The sequence below is a fragment of the Streptococcus dentapri genome (assembly GCF_042649885.1).
Taxonomy (GTDB): domain Bacteria; phylum Bacillota; class Bacilli; order Lactobacillales; family Streptococcaceae; genus Streptococcus; species Streptococcus dentapri.
The window spans coordinates 1-19689 of the sequence record NZ_JBHSAC010000076.1; the positions used below are offsets into that span (position 1 = coordinate 1).

The following is a 19689-nucleotide window of genomic DNA, read 5'->3' on the forward strand; positions in this document are numbered from 1 at the left end:
TGGGATTTAGCGGTATACTGTAAGTGGCTCATTAGGACTACCTCCTGTTTGTTTTGTCACTTACAGTATAGTCCTTTTGGGCTTTTTATTGTCGTTGAAAATCAACTAGCACCACGAGTTTTACTTACTTTTTCTCTTTTTATCATCGGTTATATGCAGCTACATTTTAATTGGTACAGTTAGCGACCCACTTGCACTATTTCCATTATCTTTTGGGTTAGCTTTAACCATTGCTTGCTTTGATAAAGTTGATGGCCAACCTTATAACGATGCATTTACAACAGGGAATATTAAAAAAATGGTGTTATATTGGTCAGATTTTATACTTACTAAAGATGATAATAAAAAAAGATTAGCCTTATTATTTACAAAAGTTGTTTTCTCATTTATAATGGGTGCTCTCATCTCACAATATTTCCAAAAAATGATATCACGTTATGCTCTACTTTTAGTATCGCTACCAATTCTATTTTTAATAATATATTATGGCTTCAATAGTTCTAGAATAACTGGTTTAAGCAAAAGTTGAATAGCTGTATCACATTATTAATTAATAAATTTTATAAGTAACATGAGTATCATTTAGATGAATAATTTGCATCCACTTATATTGATGACATGAAAGGTAATGTTAATAGTCCGCTACACGCTGACTACCTCAATAACAAGATGAAGTCTGTCAAACGCCGTCATAAAGAGCTGAAACACGCCACTCTACATAAATTACGCCATACTGGGGGCAAAAGCTGGAACCTTACTAGAAGCCCTTACTACACATAGCGATAGTCTTACAACTAAAACCCTGTGTCAATGCTTCAAATGTTGTTCCACTTAGTGCTGGTGAGGCTGCTTACAGAGAGTCAAAATAAATAAGGTGAGTTTTTCACAAAGTGCATGAAAAACACCCAATAAGGTAAACATTGAGTGTCTGTAATTGTTGCTGTAAAGCGATTCTTAACGTTTTGAAAACTGGCTAGCTTTACGAGCTTTCTTAAGACCTGGTTTTATGACTAGGGATTGGAAGAACTTTGAATGTTTGTCGTTTCAAGCTTCTACGCTTTTTTATTTTAACTCAATTTCAAAAAGTTAGAATTTCTTTGAAGAAAACAGGGAACTTTTTTAGTGCAACATATATGTTCTACCCGTGGTGCTAGTTAATAGGAAGAAAACATCACAAAGGAGTATAAATATGACTTCAAAAAATAAGCAATAGAAGAATTTGAGAGAAGATATTTACCAATTATCAATCCTCATTATTGAACACCTTCAACCGAGTGTATAACTCATACATTAGACTATTCGAAAGTTAGTTGTCCATTATTATGAAACCGATCTCCCAAAAGTTACTTTAAAGACAAATTCAGAAATTAACAATCTACAACTAGCAATACAAATGTGACCTATCTAAAATTTATTTATACATTTTCAGAGATTTTTTATCTGGTATTAATAAATATAATGGAAGTAGATTAATAACAATCATGAGTAAAAACAGTAATACATCCGTAAATTGAATTTCTTTTGACGCCATCAAAGAATTAACCATCTGACTATAATAATATCCTGGAAATATTTTTTGAATTGTACTTACTGTATTTACAAAATCACTTTCGATAGCTAGCTGAGAAAAAGGAATAATGGTAATTGAAGCAAGCACAATAATGGGAAAGCTAATAGTATCAATAACTTTAGAATCAACACGAACTCCAATTACAAAGCCAATAAAACTAAAGTATATTCCCATAAGCATTAATAAAACAAATTGATAGATTAACAAATTACTAAGTGGTAATCTAAAAAATATAGTGGCAACTAAAGTTACTACCATAAAAATCAATCCGTTTAACAAGACCTGAACTAAACTTTGACTCAAAAGATAATTAACTATGCTATAATTTGAAAAACTTGATTCTAATTTATAAAACTCTATTTCCGAAGAAATCCTTTTACTAAATGTTGCCAAACTATTTCCAATAACACCGATAAATACCGCAATACTCAAAAAAATATTTGGCATTATATCCCCTTGCAGATTACTCAAAATCATATACCAGGTAACTGGAATAAATAAAGTAAAAAGAATAAAACGCTTATTTCTCAATACTTGTTTAAATTGAATAAGACTAATCATGTTTTTCCTCCAAATGGTTTAAATCTCGATAATATTGTTCAATTGTTTTTCCTGTCTTATGAATTTCAGCGACAGATTCATCTGCTAAAATATATCCATTTTTTAAAATTAGCACCCTTGTAAAAAACTGATCAATCTGATTGAAATCATGAGTTACAATTACAGATGTACTACTACTATCTTTTAATAATTCCCAAAAATTATCTATAGAAGCCAAATCCATACCAGTTGTGGGTTCATCTAAAAAAAGTAATCTAGGGTTATTTAATAATGATAATAATAATGACAATCTTCTCTGTTGACCTCCCGATAAACCACCTACCATATCTTTTTTCTTATCCAATAGATTTACCTTAGAAAGCATTGATTCAACTTCAAAGTCCTTTAGTTTATTCATATAAGCTTTAAGCAAAACTAGTTCTTTTACTGTCAAATCTTTAATCAAAAGATCATCCTGAGGCATCATTCCAATATCATTCTTGAAATCCAATTGAGTTTTTATCAGTCCACTATCGCTCTTTACTTGTCCAGCAATAATTTTAAATAAAGTGGATTTCCCTGCCCCGTTACATCCAAGTAAAGCTATCTTATCGCCTTCCTTAATAGTAAACGAGATATCCTTAAGAACATTCTTTGATCCAAATTTTTTCTTAATATTATGCAATGAAAACATGACTATCTCCTTTGTTTTGATGACTATAAGATAACATTATTCAACATTAAATTTTATCAATTATCAGAATCGGACCTTACTTTATCAGAAACGGTATTATTACTTTCAATAATAAATTCAGTTAAGCAATCTTCATTGAAATTAGGATTTGGTTCCTCAAAAACAATCCAATCAAGATCTTTGATATAATTTTTCAACGCTTCAATCCCTATTGAACTACATAAATTAATATAAATAGGCTTTTCAAACTTGTTTTTAAAATTACAATCTACAGAAAATTCTCTGACAAAAAAAGTTTTACCACCTAATAAAGTATTTAATTTTACAATTAATTCAGTTTTATTTTGAGCTTGATTTATTAGACTATTTAAGTAACCAGTACTAACTAAAATTTTATCTCTTGCAAGTACAATTTTCTTTTCTCGAAAATATATCATAGGTGCAGTATATACATTCAACGTAGGACTTTCATCATATTTTTTTCTCAACACTAAGTCTGCAATATCGAAGTACATCCCTCCAGTCAATGACAAACTATTAACCATTGCTAACGTCCTCGGAAGAACCATAGGTGTCATACTACCAAGAAATGAATAGTAAAATTCACTTCCATCTTTTTTAAGAAATTTCAAACGTTTTTGAACTTCATGTCTTTCAACCTTAATATCTCTGTAATTTATAAAGCTATTGTTAGTCTGAGCTTTCAAATTATAAATATCAAAAGGCTCTTTATTTGGACGACTATTAGCATTAAAACCAAAATCATATGGTATATCACAAATTTTATCAAAACCAAATTCATCTTCAAAGATTCCTTCTTCAAAGTTATCTTTATAACGATTAGTAAAGATACCATATCCCTTATACACATGGTTTATAAATAATTGTTTCTGACTAAGTTGAGTAAAAAATGTATATGAATGTTCCAAGTTATAATTGATTTCTTGTGCCTTTTCAAATATCATTTGTATCATATTCTCACTTATAACATACTCATCTTCTTTACTTTCACAAATACTATTAATTAGATAATTAATAAGAGGGTATTCATCTAAGTTAAAGAATCCAGAGCGAAGTTCGCCTAGATTAATACTTTTAAAAATATAATCTGACATTTGTGATAAAAATTGATCTAAATCTTGGAAATCAGCAAAATCCTTACCAGATGGATAATAAATTTCCATAAATTTCCAAGCTAATTCTTCTACTTTTTTAGAAGCATCAAAGATAGAATAAAATTTACTTAATTGTTCCTTGTTTTCAAGAAAATTATTAAGAAGCTCCGCTTGATTTTTCGCTATTTTTAAATTTGAAGTATATGTATCTATTGTAAGTACAGGAAAATTTAAAGTATCAATTTCAAGCAAATCGCATAATGATTTAATTTGTTCTGAACATTGTAAAAAGGAATCGATATTGAATCTCTTATTCAAACTCTCTAGATTATCCTTTACTAATAATAATTTATTTAAGAGACTATCATTAGTAAAGTCTATATAATCTATCCATTTAAAATTATCCCCAATAGAAATATCTTCATAAAGTAATATTCCACCATCTAGAAGTTTGATAACTTCTGACTTAGTAAATAAACTACTAAGTTCCTGATAACTAACTATTTTATATTTTAATAGAGTATCAATAGAGGAAATTTTCTTGATTTTTAACTCACGTTCTTGTCCCCTAAATATATTTGATAAATTATTATCAAGTAATACTTTAAAAATATAATAATCTGTATCCTCTGATATAATATAGTTTTGATTAACCAAGAATCGAAACTTGAATTTTTCTATATTTTGTTTTAAAATCTCATAATAAATTCTATTTTCAAGATAACTATGAATCCTGATAACTACTTTATTTTTTGGATTTCTCAGTTGAATACTTTGATCACTATTATATGAAAAACACCCAACTTTACTGACAGTACCAACTCCTCCAGTTTTTAAAGTAAGTTGTGACAAATAGTGATAAAGTGATATCCACTCTTTTTTCTTAAGTCTCTTCTGCGAATCATCTCTAATATCATTAATTTTCTTGATTAAATACTCATTTCTAAAAAGTAAAAAATCTTTATTTTCAACTAACTTGGGTAAAATTTTAATTTGGGAATGAAACTCCTGTTCTAAGCTAGTCTCTATTTCCTGAGTTAATAATTTGTTCTTTGTCCACCTATTGTTATACTCTTCACAAGCACTACCTTTCATAGGAAGAATTTTTTTAATTTCTTTACCTTTTTTTAACTGTCGCTTTATTTTTAAATATTCTTTTGTAATAGTATAGGGAAACTCTTCTTTTGAAATATAATCTTCAATAAAAGTAAGTAGATTTTCTTTTAATAAATTAAGAGCAATCTGATTACTTTTATATTCTTCAATCAAGCTATTAATATTATTATTAAAAAGATACTCTAATAAAACATTTGTGGATTTATCATTTTTCCTGTAAAAAATTTCCATCAGCATTCCTCCAATATGTATTTGTATAACTTGAGTGAAGAGTTGATAAATTTTAAATTGGGCTTATAATCACTTGTATGAGTTCGAGATGTTTTAAATTTTAAATAGCTACCTAAAAACAAATAAAATACATCATTCGAAACTTGATCATAATAGCAAAAATCATCTGAAGTAAAGTCATCTGGGATCTCTAGAGTCAAAAACATAGAATTGTTCTTTAACTTTTGGTACAAACTATGACTATTTTGTATGCGCCAATGGAAATTTAAATTTTGAACTTCAATAGATTTAACGACATTAACTCTATTTAACTCATTTAAAAATTGTTTAAATAACTTTTCTAATGCAAAAATATCATTTAAATTAGACCTTAAGGATAAACTAAAAGTTAAATTAGTTGCCTGAGATCCAATTTGACTATTTACTGTAAATTCACCAATAGACATATTAATATTTTTATTATTGTTATTAAAAGCTACTATCTTTGCATATAAGATATCCCAAACTGATAGAAATTTTTGAATATTATCTGAATTTCTATCTTTCTCATAAAAACTAATTCTTAACTTATTAGTGACATTATTGGTTAAAGTCTCTCCAGATTTAATTGCTATACTTTCAACGGGAATTTCTGGAGCATTATGTAAACTAAACATCTTATCAATTAAAATGTTTTTTCTTTTTAAAATATTAACTAGTGTTAATCCTCCATTTCCAATTTCTTCTGAACTTTGATATATAAATAATATTCTTTTTGAGGTCTCTCGCCTACTTAAATAAGCCATAAACTGTAATAAAGAACTCATGTGTAGATCATGGCCACAACCATGGAAAATATTCCCATTAGGTAAGCATAACGCATCTAGTTCGGCTCTAAAACCTAAATCGTAAGTTCTACATCGATTATTTTCTTCCAATACATTACCATAAATTAATCCTTCTTTTCCTTCATATATGATCTCATATCCTCCAATATCATTGACAATTCGTGAAATTATCTCCCTTGTTTTCACTTCTTGAGAAGATAATTCAGGTGTCTGATGAAGCAATTCATATATTTTTTGACCATACTCGTACAAATCCATAACTACTCTACTCCATATACTATACTAATGGTAGCTCCTCACTTAAGACTACATTACTATCTTTATTTAAAATTAATTTTCTATTGTGTAAAGGAGATAATGATAATAAATAATTACTCATTCTTTCAATAATCATTCCCACAATCAACTCCTCTCTAAAATTATTAATATTTAATAATGCACTTTCAGTAAAAACTGTTTCAATATCGGTATTAAATAAAATCTCCTTTAAGTTATATGCTAGAAGATGGGATTTCTTAATAAACGGTCCTACGGAGTTAATTACACCTGACTGTACAAAATATAAATAGTCATAAGTATGTAGATAGTCTACAATTTCTATTAAATCATCCTCTTTAATAGAGTCTAAAACAACTATAGCTTCCTTATTACCATGTTTATTTTTTATTACAGTTTGTTTGAGTATATTTTTTCCTGAAATTGATACTCTATCTAACTGTGTATCTTGTAACCATTTAAATAGATGAACATTAAAATCTACTGCATCTCTTTCAGTTTGTGAGATTTCAAGAATATTTTTCTTTAATTGATTTAAAAACTTATATTCATTGCCTGATACAATTAGTTTCTGGTGAAATAAGATTTCTAGTTTATTAAATAAAATCTTCTTACTATCTTCATTAAAATCATTAGTAATTACACACTTAAACAAAATTTTATCTAACAACCGATTTTTAATAATTAAAGTATTACCACTAGTAATTAATACTTCAAAAAAAGGATTATTTTTTGCTTTAACCATTTAAAATGCCACCCCATAAATAACAATATCATCTTGACTGCCTGATAATCCAATTGCTTCCTTAGTCATATCTGACAGCACTCCCCCATTAGGTAGGGATTTTTTTCCCATTGCTGTAGAAACTAGTTGAAGATTTTGACCTATATGACCAGCTTCAATCATCGCTAATTGTCTAGAATAATACTTATATTTCTTGAAACTATGTTTTAAATTCATATCTAAAACCACAGCAAAAGAAAGCTTTTTGGTTTCTTCGCTAATTTCCTTATTAAAATGAGATATAGCAAAAATCTCCTCGAATTTAAAATTCACTTGATCTATTTCACTAATCATCCCTAAATCTGCATGTATTTTATAGGCATGATTCTTTTTAAAATATCCCATATCCTTATTAACAATAATAAATATCTTTATTGGATATTGTGCTCCTCCTGAAGGATAACTCCTTAGTGGAATATATTCATCTTTATAGACCTTATTTCTACGTCCATCACTAATTGCTTTATTGATAAGAAATAAAAGTTCCTCCTCTGACCACTCACTATCTAAATGTTCTACTGGAGTTGATCTTCGAGCTTCAAGCGAAAATGTTAAACTATCCTTAATTTCAATTCTTGAACTATCAATATCCCAAAAGCTTTTTGTCGAATTAGTCGAATCTTCCTGTGGTAATGATTTTTCAAACTTCAAATTTAAATTACCAGTAGGAGCAAAATTCATTAACCATCCACTAAAATTCTGTGCATCTCTAAGGTTTTGTCTCACTAGATATTTATAATCATGTTTTTTATTTATATAATATTTTTCATTCAAAATCATAATTTACTTTTCCTTCTAAGAAGCTATAACATGCTAGTTCCGTTGAAATATTTATACCTAGACGATTAGCAAACATATGAAGATGTGAAAATAACACACTGTCAGCATAGTCGTGATTAGAATTGAAAATAACGATGTATAAATCACCTAATTTCTCAATAAATTCTTCCAATAATGGTTGTAGGTGTAACTTACTTGCTAACGTATGAATTTTAAACATTTCTCGTTCATCAAGACTCTGTTTCACTCCAAGATTACGCCAAAATTGTTCTCCTAATGAATAGAATTTTCCAATAAATTCTTCACTTGGTAGATTAGATTTTGTAATTTCTGTTATACAATAATAAAAAATAATAATCTTTTTAAGAGATGATAGCTTTAAATTCAATAATTTATTTGTTAATTTTGATGAAATACAAAATAGCTTTTCACTATATTCAATTAAGTATTTTCCCCCATATCTATCTAGTTCAGGATTATATGGTATTTGTTCTATTGACATATTCGCATACCAAGGCATTTGTTTGACATCAATTTTTTCCCCGTCAGTGAATGCCTCTAAATAGTACTTCTCTTTATTCAACTCAATATTTCTTATATATGGATACTGTTTAATAGTATGCTGAATCGCCATGTTAAGAATAACTTCAATTCTCTGAGATGCACTTTCTTGAACACGAACTCTCAGATGAGGACCTCCTTCCCAGTATCGAATAAAAAATAATTTTTCTTTTTCTTCATCATTCAAAAGACTATACATATACATAATGACTGAATCAAATACTGAATAGTCCCATAAAAACATATGATAGGATTTCCAATTTGTATTCATAGCTTCTCTCCTATGGGAATGGATGGGGACGTCGATTAAATTGACAGATACTATCTAAATTTAATAGTTTACGTGATTTGTTAATGTTAGAAAGACTAATTCTAAGATTACCTTCTCCAAAAGTCATTGGTAAAAATTCTGGGATGATAGCTTTAACTACAAACAATTTATTATCTGCCATTTCCTTTGAAGTTAAATTAGCGAAAATAATTCGCTTATAATCTTTTAGTGTAATGTTTAGTAAATGATTCAAGATTTCTTCTTGACTATGATATTTTGCCAATAAATTATTTTCTCTATCAGTAAATTTTTCAAATTTCTTAACAAAATCAAATTCAAATGTATTTAGTGGATTCGCATAATAATCAATATGATCATCTATCGTAGAAATGTTCTCTGGGATAGATGGTGCTTCTTCATGGTAATTCTCCTGCACTAAATAACCAACAGATACCTCCATCAGTGCCGCTTTAACTGCTTCATCAATACTAAATCCTGCACCTGCTGAAGTATAAGTTGAAATAGAAGCTCCCTTCTGCTTATTAGTGATTAGCCCCCAAACAACATACACATCTTCAAATACAGATATTTCAAATAAATTAATCCTTGCCCCCTTCTCCTCTACTCTTTTAATAACACTCATTTCTTTAGTAGAAAGATAATTTTCATAATTCTCTATTCTTTTTCCTGGCACATTCCCATACCAAGTCATTAAGAAACTGTGCCTTTCAATTAACTCTAATAATGCACAAATTATCGCTTCAGTATAAGTTGAACCAAGCGCTACCCCGTTAGAACTATCATTCATATCTCTAATATAACCTTCACGGCTTGGATTGTTACCGTAATATACCAAATCTTCAGGAATATAAATTTCATTACCAGTTCGAATATCCTGTGCTAAGGTCCAATATAGTTTTGAATCATTAGTTAATTGTGTTCCCTCTTCTAATGCGATTTCATCTAATGGTAAAGTAGAAAAATTATTAGATATTTCATTATAGCTAAAACATTTTGTATTATTGTCAAAAGTGTAACTATAAAACTCAGATGCAAATCTTTCTACTGCTTCCAAACTAGCAATATGCTTTGCGGTTAAGAAATCAAACGACCTCCCATATCCATAATTAAATTGATTATAACTTGGTGTTTTATATTCGTACGCTACACCTGTAAAAGGTGCTGCCGCCGGGTCTAAGTGATATCTTCCAAAAGTATGATAGGATAAAAATTTTTGTGCTGATTTTCCAATATCTGATAACCTATTTACCCTAAAACTATCACTAGAATTAATAGTATTAACTTCCTTGCTAATTTTCTCTAGTAAATTATTTGTATCTTTTGGGCTCAAGAATTCTTGTTTAATAAAATTAAAGCCATCTAATTTTTCTCCCTCATCAGAAAATAGACTAACATCATTGTCAAGTTGTGATTCATCAATATATTTATCATCATTAATTGAAGTATCTAAATAATCATATTGGCCATCATAATAGAATTTAAACCAATGATTAACTTTCAATTTTTTCAACACTTGGATAAAAAAGTTAATATCTGAAAATAGATTATCATTTTGTTTAATCACAATTAAACCATTAGGAACCGAGAGAGCAAGAGTTTCTTGCTGTACCAATTCAGTAATTTCTCGCCAATTTAATACTTTATTATAATTTTTATATCTCATTACTTATTACCTTTTTATCTAATTATTAAGCAACTATATTGATTAAATAGTACAATTTCCTCAAGTTTGATTTCTTTTGAAGTAATACCTTCAATTTCTATATCTTGATGATCTTTAATTTGTTTAAATTGTTTAATATACTCTTCTTTTTCCTCCAGATTATCAAATATTTTTGTACAATTCTTGTGTTTAAAGATAATACAATTGTCAGCATTATCTTTATTTAAAAATTGTTTATATTTACCAAAATCTTCTTCATCAACAATAATATCTAATATTTCATATGGTAATATCAATCTTAAAAAATATTTGATATAGATGTTCTGCAAATTTTTATCCATTAATACAATATTTTTATAATTAATATTAAACAGAGGATATTGATCAGTCGACATATCCGTAACATTATTAAGACTCAATAGTGAACCAAAATTAAGCTCCAATTTTTCGATTAATGCCTTTTTTTCGAGAAATGAATAAGATTTATGAAAGTTGTTACTCCAACTAAATTTTTTCACATTAACATATTTTTTACTATTATTTTCCTTAATTGCTACTATTTTTTTATTTGGTAACCTTTCAATATTGTTTACATTATTTACAGTAACAATCTTAGCCCCATCTAATATCATCAATCTATTATCTTTTTTCTGCATTAACATATTTTTCACTCTCCCATCTAATGCTTTCGTTAATTTGTGTTTCCCAATTTATTCCAAAATATTTTTCAATTTGCTCAACTGATAAAAATATTATGCGGTTTCGTCTATTCATACTAATCCCTAGTAACGGTAGAATTTTAAAGAAAATTCCCATTACTATTCGATAATAATAAAAAGAATCTTTAGTGTATCTATGAAGTAATAGTTTATTACTAAAAACTGTTTGATGAAATTGTGAATATTCAAGATTTACTGAACTATTTTTAAAAAATGTATAAGGGTTTGGTAATACACTAAAATCTAACTCTTGTTGGTTTTCAGATAATATCTTAATTTCTTCCTTCAAAACATCATAGAGATTTTTAATGATTGTCACTTCACTGTTTACAAAAATTTTATCTAAATTATTGACGTATGTGATTCTATTCTGTATTTTCAAAAATAGTTCATTACTTGCGATAGATTTTAATTGAGACAAATAATAGAGATAATTAGAATAAAAAGAAAGATACCCATGTGTTATCCCATCTTTATGTACAGAAGCAACAGTATTCAAAATCTGACAAATAAGGTAAATTTGTTCAGCAGTCGGACGATTCCAATATTCTGACTCTTGAATAAATTGTGCAATTGTATCGAAAATTTTTGAATAAAAATTTAATAATAATTTTTCGTTTTTGCACCAAGGAAAATCAATATTATAGTTATAATTTTCAGATGAAATTTCAACAACATTAACATCTGAAAACATATCAATTAAATTTACAGGATTTTCGCTTATAAATGATAAAAAATTGTTTGATGTATTTTTTTCCAGTAAATAAACATTCCTATTGATAGCATTATTGAAATAATTTTTTTGAAAACTATTTATATCCTTACTCGAATTAAAAATTACTTTATATTTTTTCATTGTTTTCCTTTCAACTCATTCAACAATCAAAATAAAGGGTAAGATAATTCCTCCCTCTACTTTGATTATGTTATGCACAACATGAAGATGAGCCACATGTACTTGTCACCTTACATGAACTGCTACCGCTACTTGCCGCTGCTGACGACACCAAATCTGATTCGTCCAAATCTAAAATTGAGAGATCTAGTTGTGAAATTTCTTCCAATGCTGCTGCTTGTTCTTTGTCTAAATGTTTCATATTATTTCCTTTCAATCACTAAATATTATTCTTACTTTTTTTCTGTAACAAATCTTTAGCTATACATTTTAACCATCTCCTTTATTCTATTTATCAGCTCCAACTGATAAATAAATTATAAAATATCCACTCCATAATATTTATTTTTATCACAACTTGTTCAAGAACTATCATTATGCTGGGAAAATATTATTATAAATCCAGATTATGATAAAAAAGTGACTGATTTTGATAAATTATCTAATATTACGTAAAAATTGTTATTATATTTTTATCAAATAAAAAAGAGGTGTATCTCATGCATTGGTGGAAATTCTTTGGAAGTTACTAAATACAAAAAAAACCTGCAGATAACTAAATCTGTAGGTTTTTTTGTATTTCTATTGTCTGTTTAAACATATATGAAGAACTTTGAGTTCTTATAGAAGCATTGGGATACTTATCCAAAATTTGTGTCACCTTATATAGGCCTATCCCTCGATTTTCACCTTTTGTTGAAAATCCATTTGTAAAAATATTATTCTTATTTACTCTCTCATCTTTTGTTTTATTTTCAACGATAAAATAAAAACTATCATTATGAGTAAAAATGGCAATGTTAATTTTCGGATCTCTTGATAATAATGTTGCTTCTATGGCATTATCTAAAAGAATTGAAATAATTGTAATAAAATCTAGCAATTCAAATGTATATAAGTCTTGTCTACTATCTACCTCTATAGCAATTTCAACCCCCTTATTATAAGCTTCAAGTAATTTTGCCGATAAGACACTTTTTAAAGCCATATTTTCAATTTTGGAAAGATTAGCAATATCGTATTTTCTATCCGAAAAATCTTTTACAGTTTTTGATAAAACTGTATCATATACATTCTGAATTGATGCCATATCATTTAACTCGATACCTGATTTTATACTTGTAATAATATTTATATAATCATGTCTAAATAGCCTTATCTCCTCATATAAAGATTCAATATGCCTACTATATTTCTCTAAGTCCCGAAGTTGATTATCTTTTTGCTCTTTCAACTCTCTATCTATCTCATCTGTAAATTTAGAGTGTAAAAAAATTAGCATAATCAAAAAGAAAACCACATATATACCCACTAAGTTTCTTCTCAAAGTAAGAGCGTTAGGGAGGACACTTTTAAAGATCACAAAGATTTGAAGCAATACAAAATAAATTGACATTGAAATATCAAATATTAACAAATAATATTTTAATTGATTTTTAGAAAATCCAATTTGTAAATTTTTAAAGTCAATTTGGATAGTTTTAGTCAAAAAATAAAATGTTGGAAATATTAATAGTTCAATTAATAAGGATAGTGCCGGATATTTGTCTGTGATGCCTACTGATATACCAAACATAGGCAGTAAATCAAAAGTAATGACCCGACTGAATAGACTCTCGACAACAATAGGGTACAAACCATAAAATATAGCTAATATCCGATTTCCAAATTTATTTTTATATAATGAATAAAATAGCCAAAATAATAGTGAAGAAAAGTAGCCTATTGGGGGAACAATATAAAATAATAGCCTAAACGCAACTGGCAAAAGGAAATAAAAATAAAAACGCATTTTAGTTCCTGTAATTTGTTGGTAGAGCATCAAGACAACAATAATATGGACAAGAAACGTTAATTCTTCAAATAGAAAATTATAGATATACAAAATTGAGACCTTTTAAAAATCTAACCTTTCCTTGAGTTTCTTTAATTTATTCTTAGAAACTAAGCAAGTTTCTCCATTTTCAAATAAAATAAGTTTATTTTCCTTATCAATCTTACTAATGTTTTCAGGATTTACAACAAACGACTTATGACATCTGTATAATCTATTATCTGATTTTTCAATCTCAGAAATTCCAGCATAAAATTCTAATCTTTCATCTACCGTATGCATAATAACTTTATGCACTGTAGATGACGTTTCAAAATAAAGAATTTTATTAAATGGAACTTGGACATGAGATAGTGATGTTTCAAATTTAAAAGAATCACGAGCAACAGCACTCCCATTTTTTTCCAATGTATATTTAATCGCTGATTTTACTCTTTCATAAAAATGAAGATCACCAAGTGCCTTATCTATAAAATCCAAAGCACTAACTTTATATCTAAATGTTAATGGCATAAACTCAGAATGGGTAGTCACGAATACAATAGTTGCATTGGGATCAATTTTTCTAATCTGATGAGCAAGCTCTAATCCTTTTTTTTCTTCATCTTTGATCTCAATATCTAAAAAAAATAACTGGTGAGATCCTCTCTCAGTTATCTCTGTCAATAATTGAGATGGCCTTCCAAAAATCTCAAACTTATTAATTTTTAAATTTTCATCTTTTATTACCTTATATATAATAGTCTCTATGCGAGACTGTTGTAGTAGTTCGTCTTCTAAAACATAAATGTTAAGCATCTCTATTCCCTCCAACTATATAAATAGGTATTCACATTATGACAATATACTGACCGATTATGATAAAATGATATTTTATTTTCAATTTTTTTTATCATAATTATAAAATAACAGAATGAGAGGCAAAAAATATTTTCTGTCTAAAAATCATTAAATTAATAATTCAAATAAATAAATTATGTAAAAAACATTCATTAAAATATAAAATATTACCTAACAAAAAAGCTATTAAAGTGTTTAAAGATACAAATAATAGTTTATATTGTATCATAATTTTCTCTCAAAATATTGTTAATACTAAAATAAACAGTATAAAGAACTATAACACCTCTGACTATAAATCAATTATTCTTCTTACCAAGAAAATACAATATGAAAAACTCTTTTATAACCACTTAGAATTATATGGGGTGATTGATTTAACCAAAGATTCCCACATATTAACCGAAGAAATAAACGAGTACCTAATCGAGTGGTTAGATTTTACAACTAAAAATTATAAGTAATATTAAATTTAAAAATTATTTGACTCCATTAATTAAGATATGATCTTATAATTGGAGTTTTTTATATTTCTAATAGTTCAACCATAGAATCTGCTTAGCCTTCAGTACAGCTTCTTCTCTACTAAATCGCTGACTATTCCAAGCAAATCCTAGACTATTTCCTCTATTGTACTCCATCCAAGTATCAATATAATCTGCTTCGCCTTTAAGCTGTTTGCAATAATTCCAGTTCAGCAATTCCTCATACTCGTTACTTGTAACAAAACCTACAGATGCTACTTTCTTCAATATCATCTGCTTTATGTTGATTTTCACACATTTATACTCGTAATAATACTTTCGTTGATAGTATTAAACAGATATAGAATGTTATCAAAAATACCTTCCTGATATCGTACAACTGCATTAACCATTGAACCGTAATCAATATTAATATGAAATCTGAATAAATCAATCAACCTATACTTTAATGCATCAGCTGATACAGCTAGTTCCTCTACAACTTTTTTAAAAGAATCATACCGATCAAATATCTTTGATAGTAATACGATTGCTGGCAACAAAACAATTGCTGAGAAAATGTTAGCTTCTGTTTCAGACTAAAAATTATTTTTACCCTTCAACTCTGTAAAGAAACTACCCAAGTTTACGTGAACTTTCCAGATATAATTAAAGTGACCGCTGGAGAAATTGCTTTTAATTAGCTAAGAATGATTCAGATAAACTTTCAAAAAAAGGATAAAAAAGAGTGATTAATTCACTCTCATGGATTGGTGAGGAATCGAACCTCAGCGGTATTCAAATTACTGATTTCTATTTAAACATTACATAACTTTATATTCTGCCGACCCAACACTGCATACCCAGCCAATAAAAGTTTTTCTTTGCATAGTATCACCTTCTTCAAATTCAGTAGAAGAATCTAAGTTCACAGTAGCAAAAAGTTTTAAATAAATAACTAGCAAAAGTACATAACTAATAAACTATAATAATCATGTATTTTTGTTGGTTCTTTTAAATTTTATCATAATACCAAAACGTATTCAATGTTACTCTAAAAACATTTTTATTATAAAAAATAACCTATAACAAGCATAAAGGAAAAATGAGTCAGGGAAATTCTGAGCCCACTGAAAAAGTAAGCTCTACAGTTCGACAAAAATAAAAAAAGAGGAATCTATCTCCTGCTTGGATAGATTCCTCTTTGCTTTCCCTATTTTTGGTTTATTAGGCCATAATCCTTTTCATATTCACCACAAATATGGTTGTGGCTGCTTGCAACTCCATGGTGAAAAGACCTGATGCTCTAGCCTCATCAAGACCATGTCTGTTTTTAAGTTCCGCATTTTTGGCTTCTATCTTGTAGCGATGTTTCACCGTTTCTTTAAAATAGTGGTTTTCCTGAGAATTACATTTTCCCGTCTTTCGTCCTGTTTTTGCCTTCCTTATTGCCATATGCCCCTCAGGACAAACAAAGAGACCGGCATCTTTGTTATAGAAAAACTCATCTTCCTTCCTGCGAAAGCCTTTTGAAACAGCTGGTATTCCAGTCAATTCGTCATGCTTTTCAAGGACTGATATCAATTCTTGTGTATATCTTAATTCAGCTACTAAAGTATCTTCCTGAGGCCTACTAGGAAATTCTGTCTTGATATCTTCCGAATACTGGTAAATCGTTTTACGCAAGGCTTTTGAGCGTTCTCGGAGGACTTCCTGGGGGTTCTTGTGATTGTAATGAGCTTTGGTATGGGTCGAATCCACAATGAGAATATGACTTCTAATCAGGCCGAGCTCTAGCGCAATCTGAACGGATTTAGTGATGAGCAAATCAAGTAACCGTTCATCTTTGATCCGAAGTTTGCGGAATTTAGTCAATGAGGACGGTTCAATAACAGGGTCTTCTGGAGCTAAACCAAGAAAGTATTTGAAAGCCATATCAGAATAGGAGCGCTCCACCACAGCCACATCGGACAACTGATAGATGTCTTTTAATAGGAGATACTTGAACATCATGATAGGAGAGTAGGCACGACGTCCAAAGTCAGGACGATAATTCTTTTCTAGCTCATCATAAATAAAGCTAAAATCACATAGCTCTGTTAACTGGCGTAAAAAATGAGTCTTAGGAACAACAATATCATACAGAGTAGAATAAGGACTGACATCTAAAGTTAACTGATTATCAAGCATATCATCACCTCATCTTTAGTATAGCAAAAAAAGCCATCATACGATGACTTTTTCAGTGGGCTCGGAAATTCTCGGGGAAACTTTTAAAAATTGAACAAAAAAAGACATTCAAGAGATGACTCTGGAATGTCTTGAAACGTTGATATATCGCTGATAATTAACGTTTTGAGAACTGGCTAGCTTTACGAGCTTTCTTAAGACCTGGTTTTTTACGTTCAACCATACGTGCATCACGTGTAAGAAGACCAGCGCGCTTGAGTGAGTCGCGGAAGTCTGGATCAACTTCAAGAAGTGCGCGTGCGATTCCGTGGCGGATTGCTCCTGATTGACCGGCATAGCCGCCGCCGATAACATTAACGAAAACGTCGTATGAGCCTTCAGTAGATGTTACTGCAAAAGGTTGGTTGATAACAAGGCGAAGGTCAGCATGCGGAATGTATTCTTCAACATCTTTTTTGTTTACTGTAATTTTACCAGTACCTGGTACCAAGCGAACGCGTGCTACAGCGTTTTTACGGCGTCCAGTTCCTGCATATTGTGCTTGTGCCATTATATTTTACGCTCCTTTCCTCTTAGATAAGTCCTGTAATATCAAGTACTTCTGGTTGTTGTGCTGCATGAGTGTGCTCAGAACCAACGAAGACTTTCAATTTCATACCTTGTGCACGTCCAAGAGTGTTATGTGGAAGCATACCTTTAACAGATTTTTCAATCAAACGCACAGCATTTTTAGAACGCAATTCACCAGCAGAGATTTGCTTTAATCCACCTGGATACATTGAGTGAGTGTAGTAGATTTTATCAGTTGCTTTTTTACCAGTTAATTTAACTTTTTCAGCATTGATAACGATAACGAAGTCACCTGTGTCAGTGTGCGGTGTAAATGTTGGTTTGTTTTTACCGCGAAGAACGCTGGCAACGACTGCTGAAAGACGTCCAAGAGGCACATCCGTTGCATCAACAACGTACCATTTACGTTCAACTTCACCTGGCTTAGCCATGTATGTTGTTTTATTCATGATTTCTCCTATGTATGTTTTTGTTTACAAGGTGGATGTTCCGGTCCACAAGTTATTTCCAAAGCTTTCCGGGGCTTCTGAAATGGGGTAAACAATACCGCCAACTATCATATCAAAAAAACAGTCCCAAAGTCAAGGCTTTAAGACCGATATTATAAATTTTCTTAGTATATCAAGTTAGCTCATCCATAAACACAGCTGTAAACCCTATCGTTTCTAAGAGAACTACTTATCGCTATTCCAATCATCAAATTCAACCTTGATATCTTTTATGAAGGCTCGCTTACCTTTGAAAGCTCCTCCTCTCATCAAGAGCAAAAGTTTTTTATAATCTTCTGGAGACAGTTTTTTCTTAAGCTCTTCTAATTTTTCCTTTAACGCACAATAATCAGCTGTATCCATTTTATGATCTGGAATCATGTGACCCATTTCAGAAATTTCTTCATAAAGCATCTTATCGAAAGCTCGTTTATAGCTCTCTTGTTTCCTCAAATTATCAAGGACATAGCTTCGAAATTTCGTTTTAAAATAGCCCCTTAATTTATCTTCATCGTGCATTAACTCTGGAAATTTCTCTAATAATTGGTATAAAATAATCTGGGCTTCTTGCTGCCAATCATCGCCCGACCACAGTTTGATGTAAAATTCTCTAGCTAACTTTCTAACAATACCCTTGACCGAGCCATAAGCCTCAACAAATGAATCTTCATCCATATCCAACAATCCTTTCACTAAAAATAATAAGCCCGCAAGAAGCACCTCGTATTCATTTACTTCTTCCTCAATTAGTATTTCATCATCTGAAGGAATCTGAGCACTTTTTGCAAAAATTTCACGAATAGTTTCTTTATCCATTATGTCCTCCTTTAAACTAATAAATACATTATAATAAAGAAATCAAAAAATGAAAACGACATGAATGTCACTATATTTAAGGCTAACTAAAATAAACAGAACCTCATAGTCTCAGTTAGAATCTTTTATATAGCAAAATCGCTTATATCTTCTTATTCGAAAAGTTTTTACAAAAATTAGAAGTCAGAATTTTTTACAGGGAAGCTCTAAAACATTCCTATTATGAAAGCAAAAGAAGAGGCTGAGACGAAATAAACGTCCCCTTTCTGTCAAGTGTACAGTAAAATATTAAAAATAGTTAAGTGACCTAATCCCCAAATTCGATAGAGGTCAGGCTATTTAATTTTACTTGATACTACTCGTGGTGCTAGTTGATTTTCAACGACAATAAAAAGCCCAAAAGGACTATACTGTAAGTGACAAA

Annotated in this window: 18 protein-coding genes and 2 pseudogenes; 2 read left to right on the forward strand and 18 right to left on the reverse strand. The window is 29.6% G+C overall.

Annotated features, from left to right (window positions below):
- Positions 1-145: 145 nt before the first annotated feature.
- Positions 146-529, forward strand: a pseudogene (locus ACFOSE_RS08960) (DUF1275 family protein); the annotation flags it as partial.
- 65 nt (positions 530-594) lie between these two features.
- Positions 595-869: pseudogene (locus tag ACFOSE_RS08965) on the forward strand (site-specific integrase); the annotation flags it as partial.
- A gap of 542 nt (positions 870-1411) precedes the next feature.
- Here ACFOSE_RS08965 and ACFOSE_RS08970 read toward each other — a convergent pair.
- From ACFOSE_RS08970 to ACFOSE_RS09055, 18 genes are all read right to left on the reverse strand, one after another.
- A complete protein-coding gene (locus ACFOSE_RS08970; RefSeq protein WP_380432597.1) occupies positions 1412-2131 on the reverse strand; it encodes an ABC transporter in 720 nt (239 codons plus the stop codon).
- Positions 2124-2804 (reverse strand): ATP-binding cassette domain-containing protein, encoded by a 681-nt coding sequence (locus ACFOSE_RS08975; RefSeq protein ID WP_380432599.1) that lies wholly within the window; start codon positions 2802-2804, stop codon positions 2124-2126. The genes ACFOSE_RS08970 and ACFOSE_RS08975 overlap by 8 nt, the downstream gene beginning before the upstream one ends.
- Positions 2805-2860: 56 nt before the next feature.
- A complete protein-coding gene (locus ACFOSE_RS08980; RefSeq protein WP_380432600.1) occupies positions 2861-5266 on the reverse strand; it encodes a lanthionine biosynthesis protein in 2406 nt (801 codons plus the stop codon).
- Positions 5266-6351: a M20/M25/M40 family metallo-hydrolase gene (locus tag ACFOSE_RS08985; protein WP_380432602.1), complete on the reverse strand. Its 1086-nt coding sequence runs from the start codon at positions 6349-6351 to the stop codon at positions 5266-5268. Before ACFOSE_RS08985 ends, ACFOSE_RS08980 begins: the two co-directional genes overlap by 1 nt.
- Before the next feature lie 19 nt (positions 6352-6370).
- Positions 6371-7114, reverse strand: coding sequence for a hypothetical protein (locus tag ACFOSE_RS08990; protein ID WP_380432604.1), 744 nt, complete (start codon positions 7112-7114; stop codon positions 6371-6373).
- The gene (locus ACFOSE_RS08995) at positions 7115-7933 is read right to left on the reverse strand and encodes a nitroreductase family protein (protein WP_380432605.1); all 819 of its coding nucleotides are present in this window, start codon (positions 7931-7933) and stop codon (positions 7115-7117) included. It lies immediately after the preceding gene.
- Complete coding sequence (locus tag ACFOSE_RS09000; RefSeq protein ID WP_380432607.1) at positions 7920-8765, reverse strand: thiopeptide-type bacteriocin biosynthesis protein; 846 nt, start codon at positions 8763-8765, stop codon at positions 7920-7922. Before ACFOSE_RS09000 ends, ACFOSE_RS08995 begins: the two co-directional genes overlap by 14 nt.
- Before the next feature lie 10 nt (positions 8766-8775).
- A complete protein-coding gene (locus ACFOSE_RS09005) occupies positions 8776-10449 on the reverse strand; it encodes a YcaO-like family protein (protein ID WP_380432609.1) in 1674 nt (557 codons plus the stop codon).
- A 14-nt stretch (positions 10450-10463) separates the two neighbouring features.
- Positions 10464-11111, reverse strand: a complete 648-nt coding sequence (locus tag ACFOSE_RS09010) for a hypothetical protein (RefSeq protein ID WP_380432611.1) — start codon at positions 11109-11111, stop codon at positions 10464-10466.
- Positions 11089-12024, reverse strand: coding sequence for a hypothetical protein (locus tag ACFOSE_RS09015; RefSeq protein ID WP_380432613.1), 936 nt, complete (start codon positions 12022-12024; stop codon positions 11089-11091). The genes ACFOSE_RS09010 and ACFOSE_RS09015 overlap by 23 nt, the downstream gene beginning before the upstream one ends.
- 70 nt (positions 12025-12094) lie before the next feature.
- Positions 12095-12265: a thiopeptide-type bacteriocin gene (locus tag ACFOSE_RS09020; RefSeq protein WP_103344441.1), complete on the reverse strand. Its 171-nt coding sequence runs from the start codon at positions 12263-12265 to the stop codon at positions 12095-12097.
- 354 nt (positions 12266-12619) lie between these two features.
- On the reverse strand, positions 12620-13948 hold the full coding sequence (locus ACFOSE_RS09025) for a sensor histidine kinase (RefSeq protein WP_380432616.1): 1329 nt from the start codon (positions 13946-13948) through the stop codon (positions 12620-12622).
- A gap of 12 nt (positions 13949-13960) precedes the next feature.
- A complete protein-coding gene (locus ACFOSE_RS09030) occupies positions 13961-14695 on the reverse strand; it encodes a response regulator transcription factor (protein ID WP_380432617.1) in 735 nt (244 codons plus the stop codon).
- A 575-nt stretch (positions 14696-15270) separates the two neighbouring features.
- Positions 15271-15489, reverse strand: a complete 219-nt coding sequence (locus ACFOSE_RS09035; RefSeq protein ID WP_380432620.1) for a hypothetical protein — start codon at positions 15487-15489, stop codon at positions 15271-15273.
- Positions 15490-16428: 939 nt separating this feature from the next.
- A complete protein-coding gene (locus ACFOSE_RS09040) occupies positions 16429-17391 on the reverse strand; it encodes a transposase (RefSeq protein WP_380432621.1) in 963 nt (320 codons plus the stop codon).
- A 157-nt stretch (positions 17392-17548) separates the two neighbouring features.
- Positions 17549-17941 carry a 30S ribosomal protein S9 gene (gene rpsI, locus ACFOSE_RS09045; protein ID WP_003090339.1) on the reverse strand — a complete coding sequence of 131 codons (393 nt, stop codon included), beginning with the start codon at positions 17939-17941 and terminating at the stop codon, positions 17549-17551.
- A 22-nt stretch (positions 17942-17963) separates the two neighbouring features.
- A complete protein-coding gene (gene rplM, locus ACFOSE_RS09050; RefSeq protein ID WP_018030842.1) occupies positions 17964-18410 on the reverse strand; it encodes a 50S ribosomal protein L13 in 447 nt (148 codons plus the stop codon).
- Positions 18411-18635: 225 nt separating this feature from the next.
- Positions 18636-19265, reverse strand: a complete 630-nt coding sequence (locus tag ACFOSE_RS09055) for a sigma-70 family RNA polymerase sigma factor (protein ID WP_380432622.1) — start codon at positions 19263-19265, stop codon at positions 18636-18638.
- Between the last annotated feature and the right edge of the window lie 424 nt (positions 19266-19689).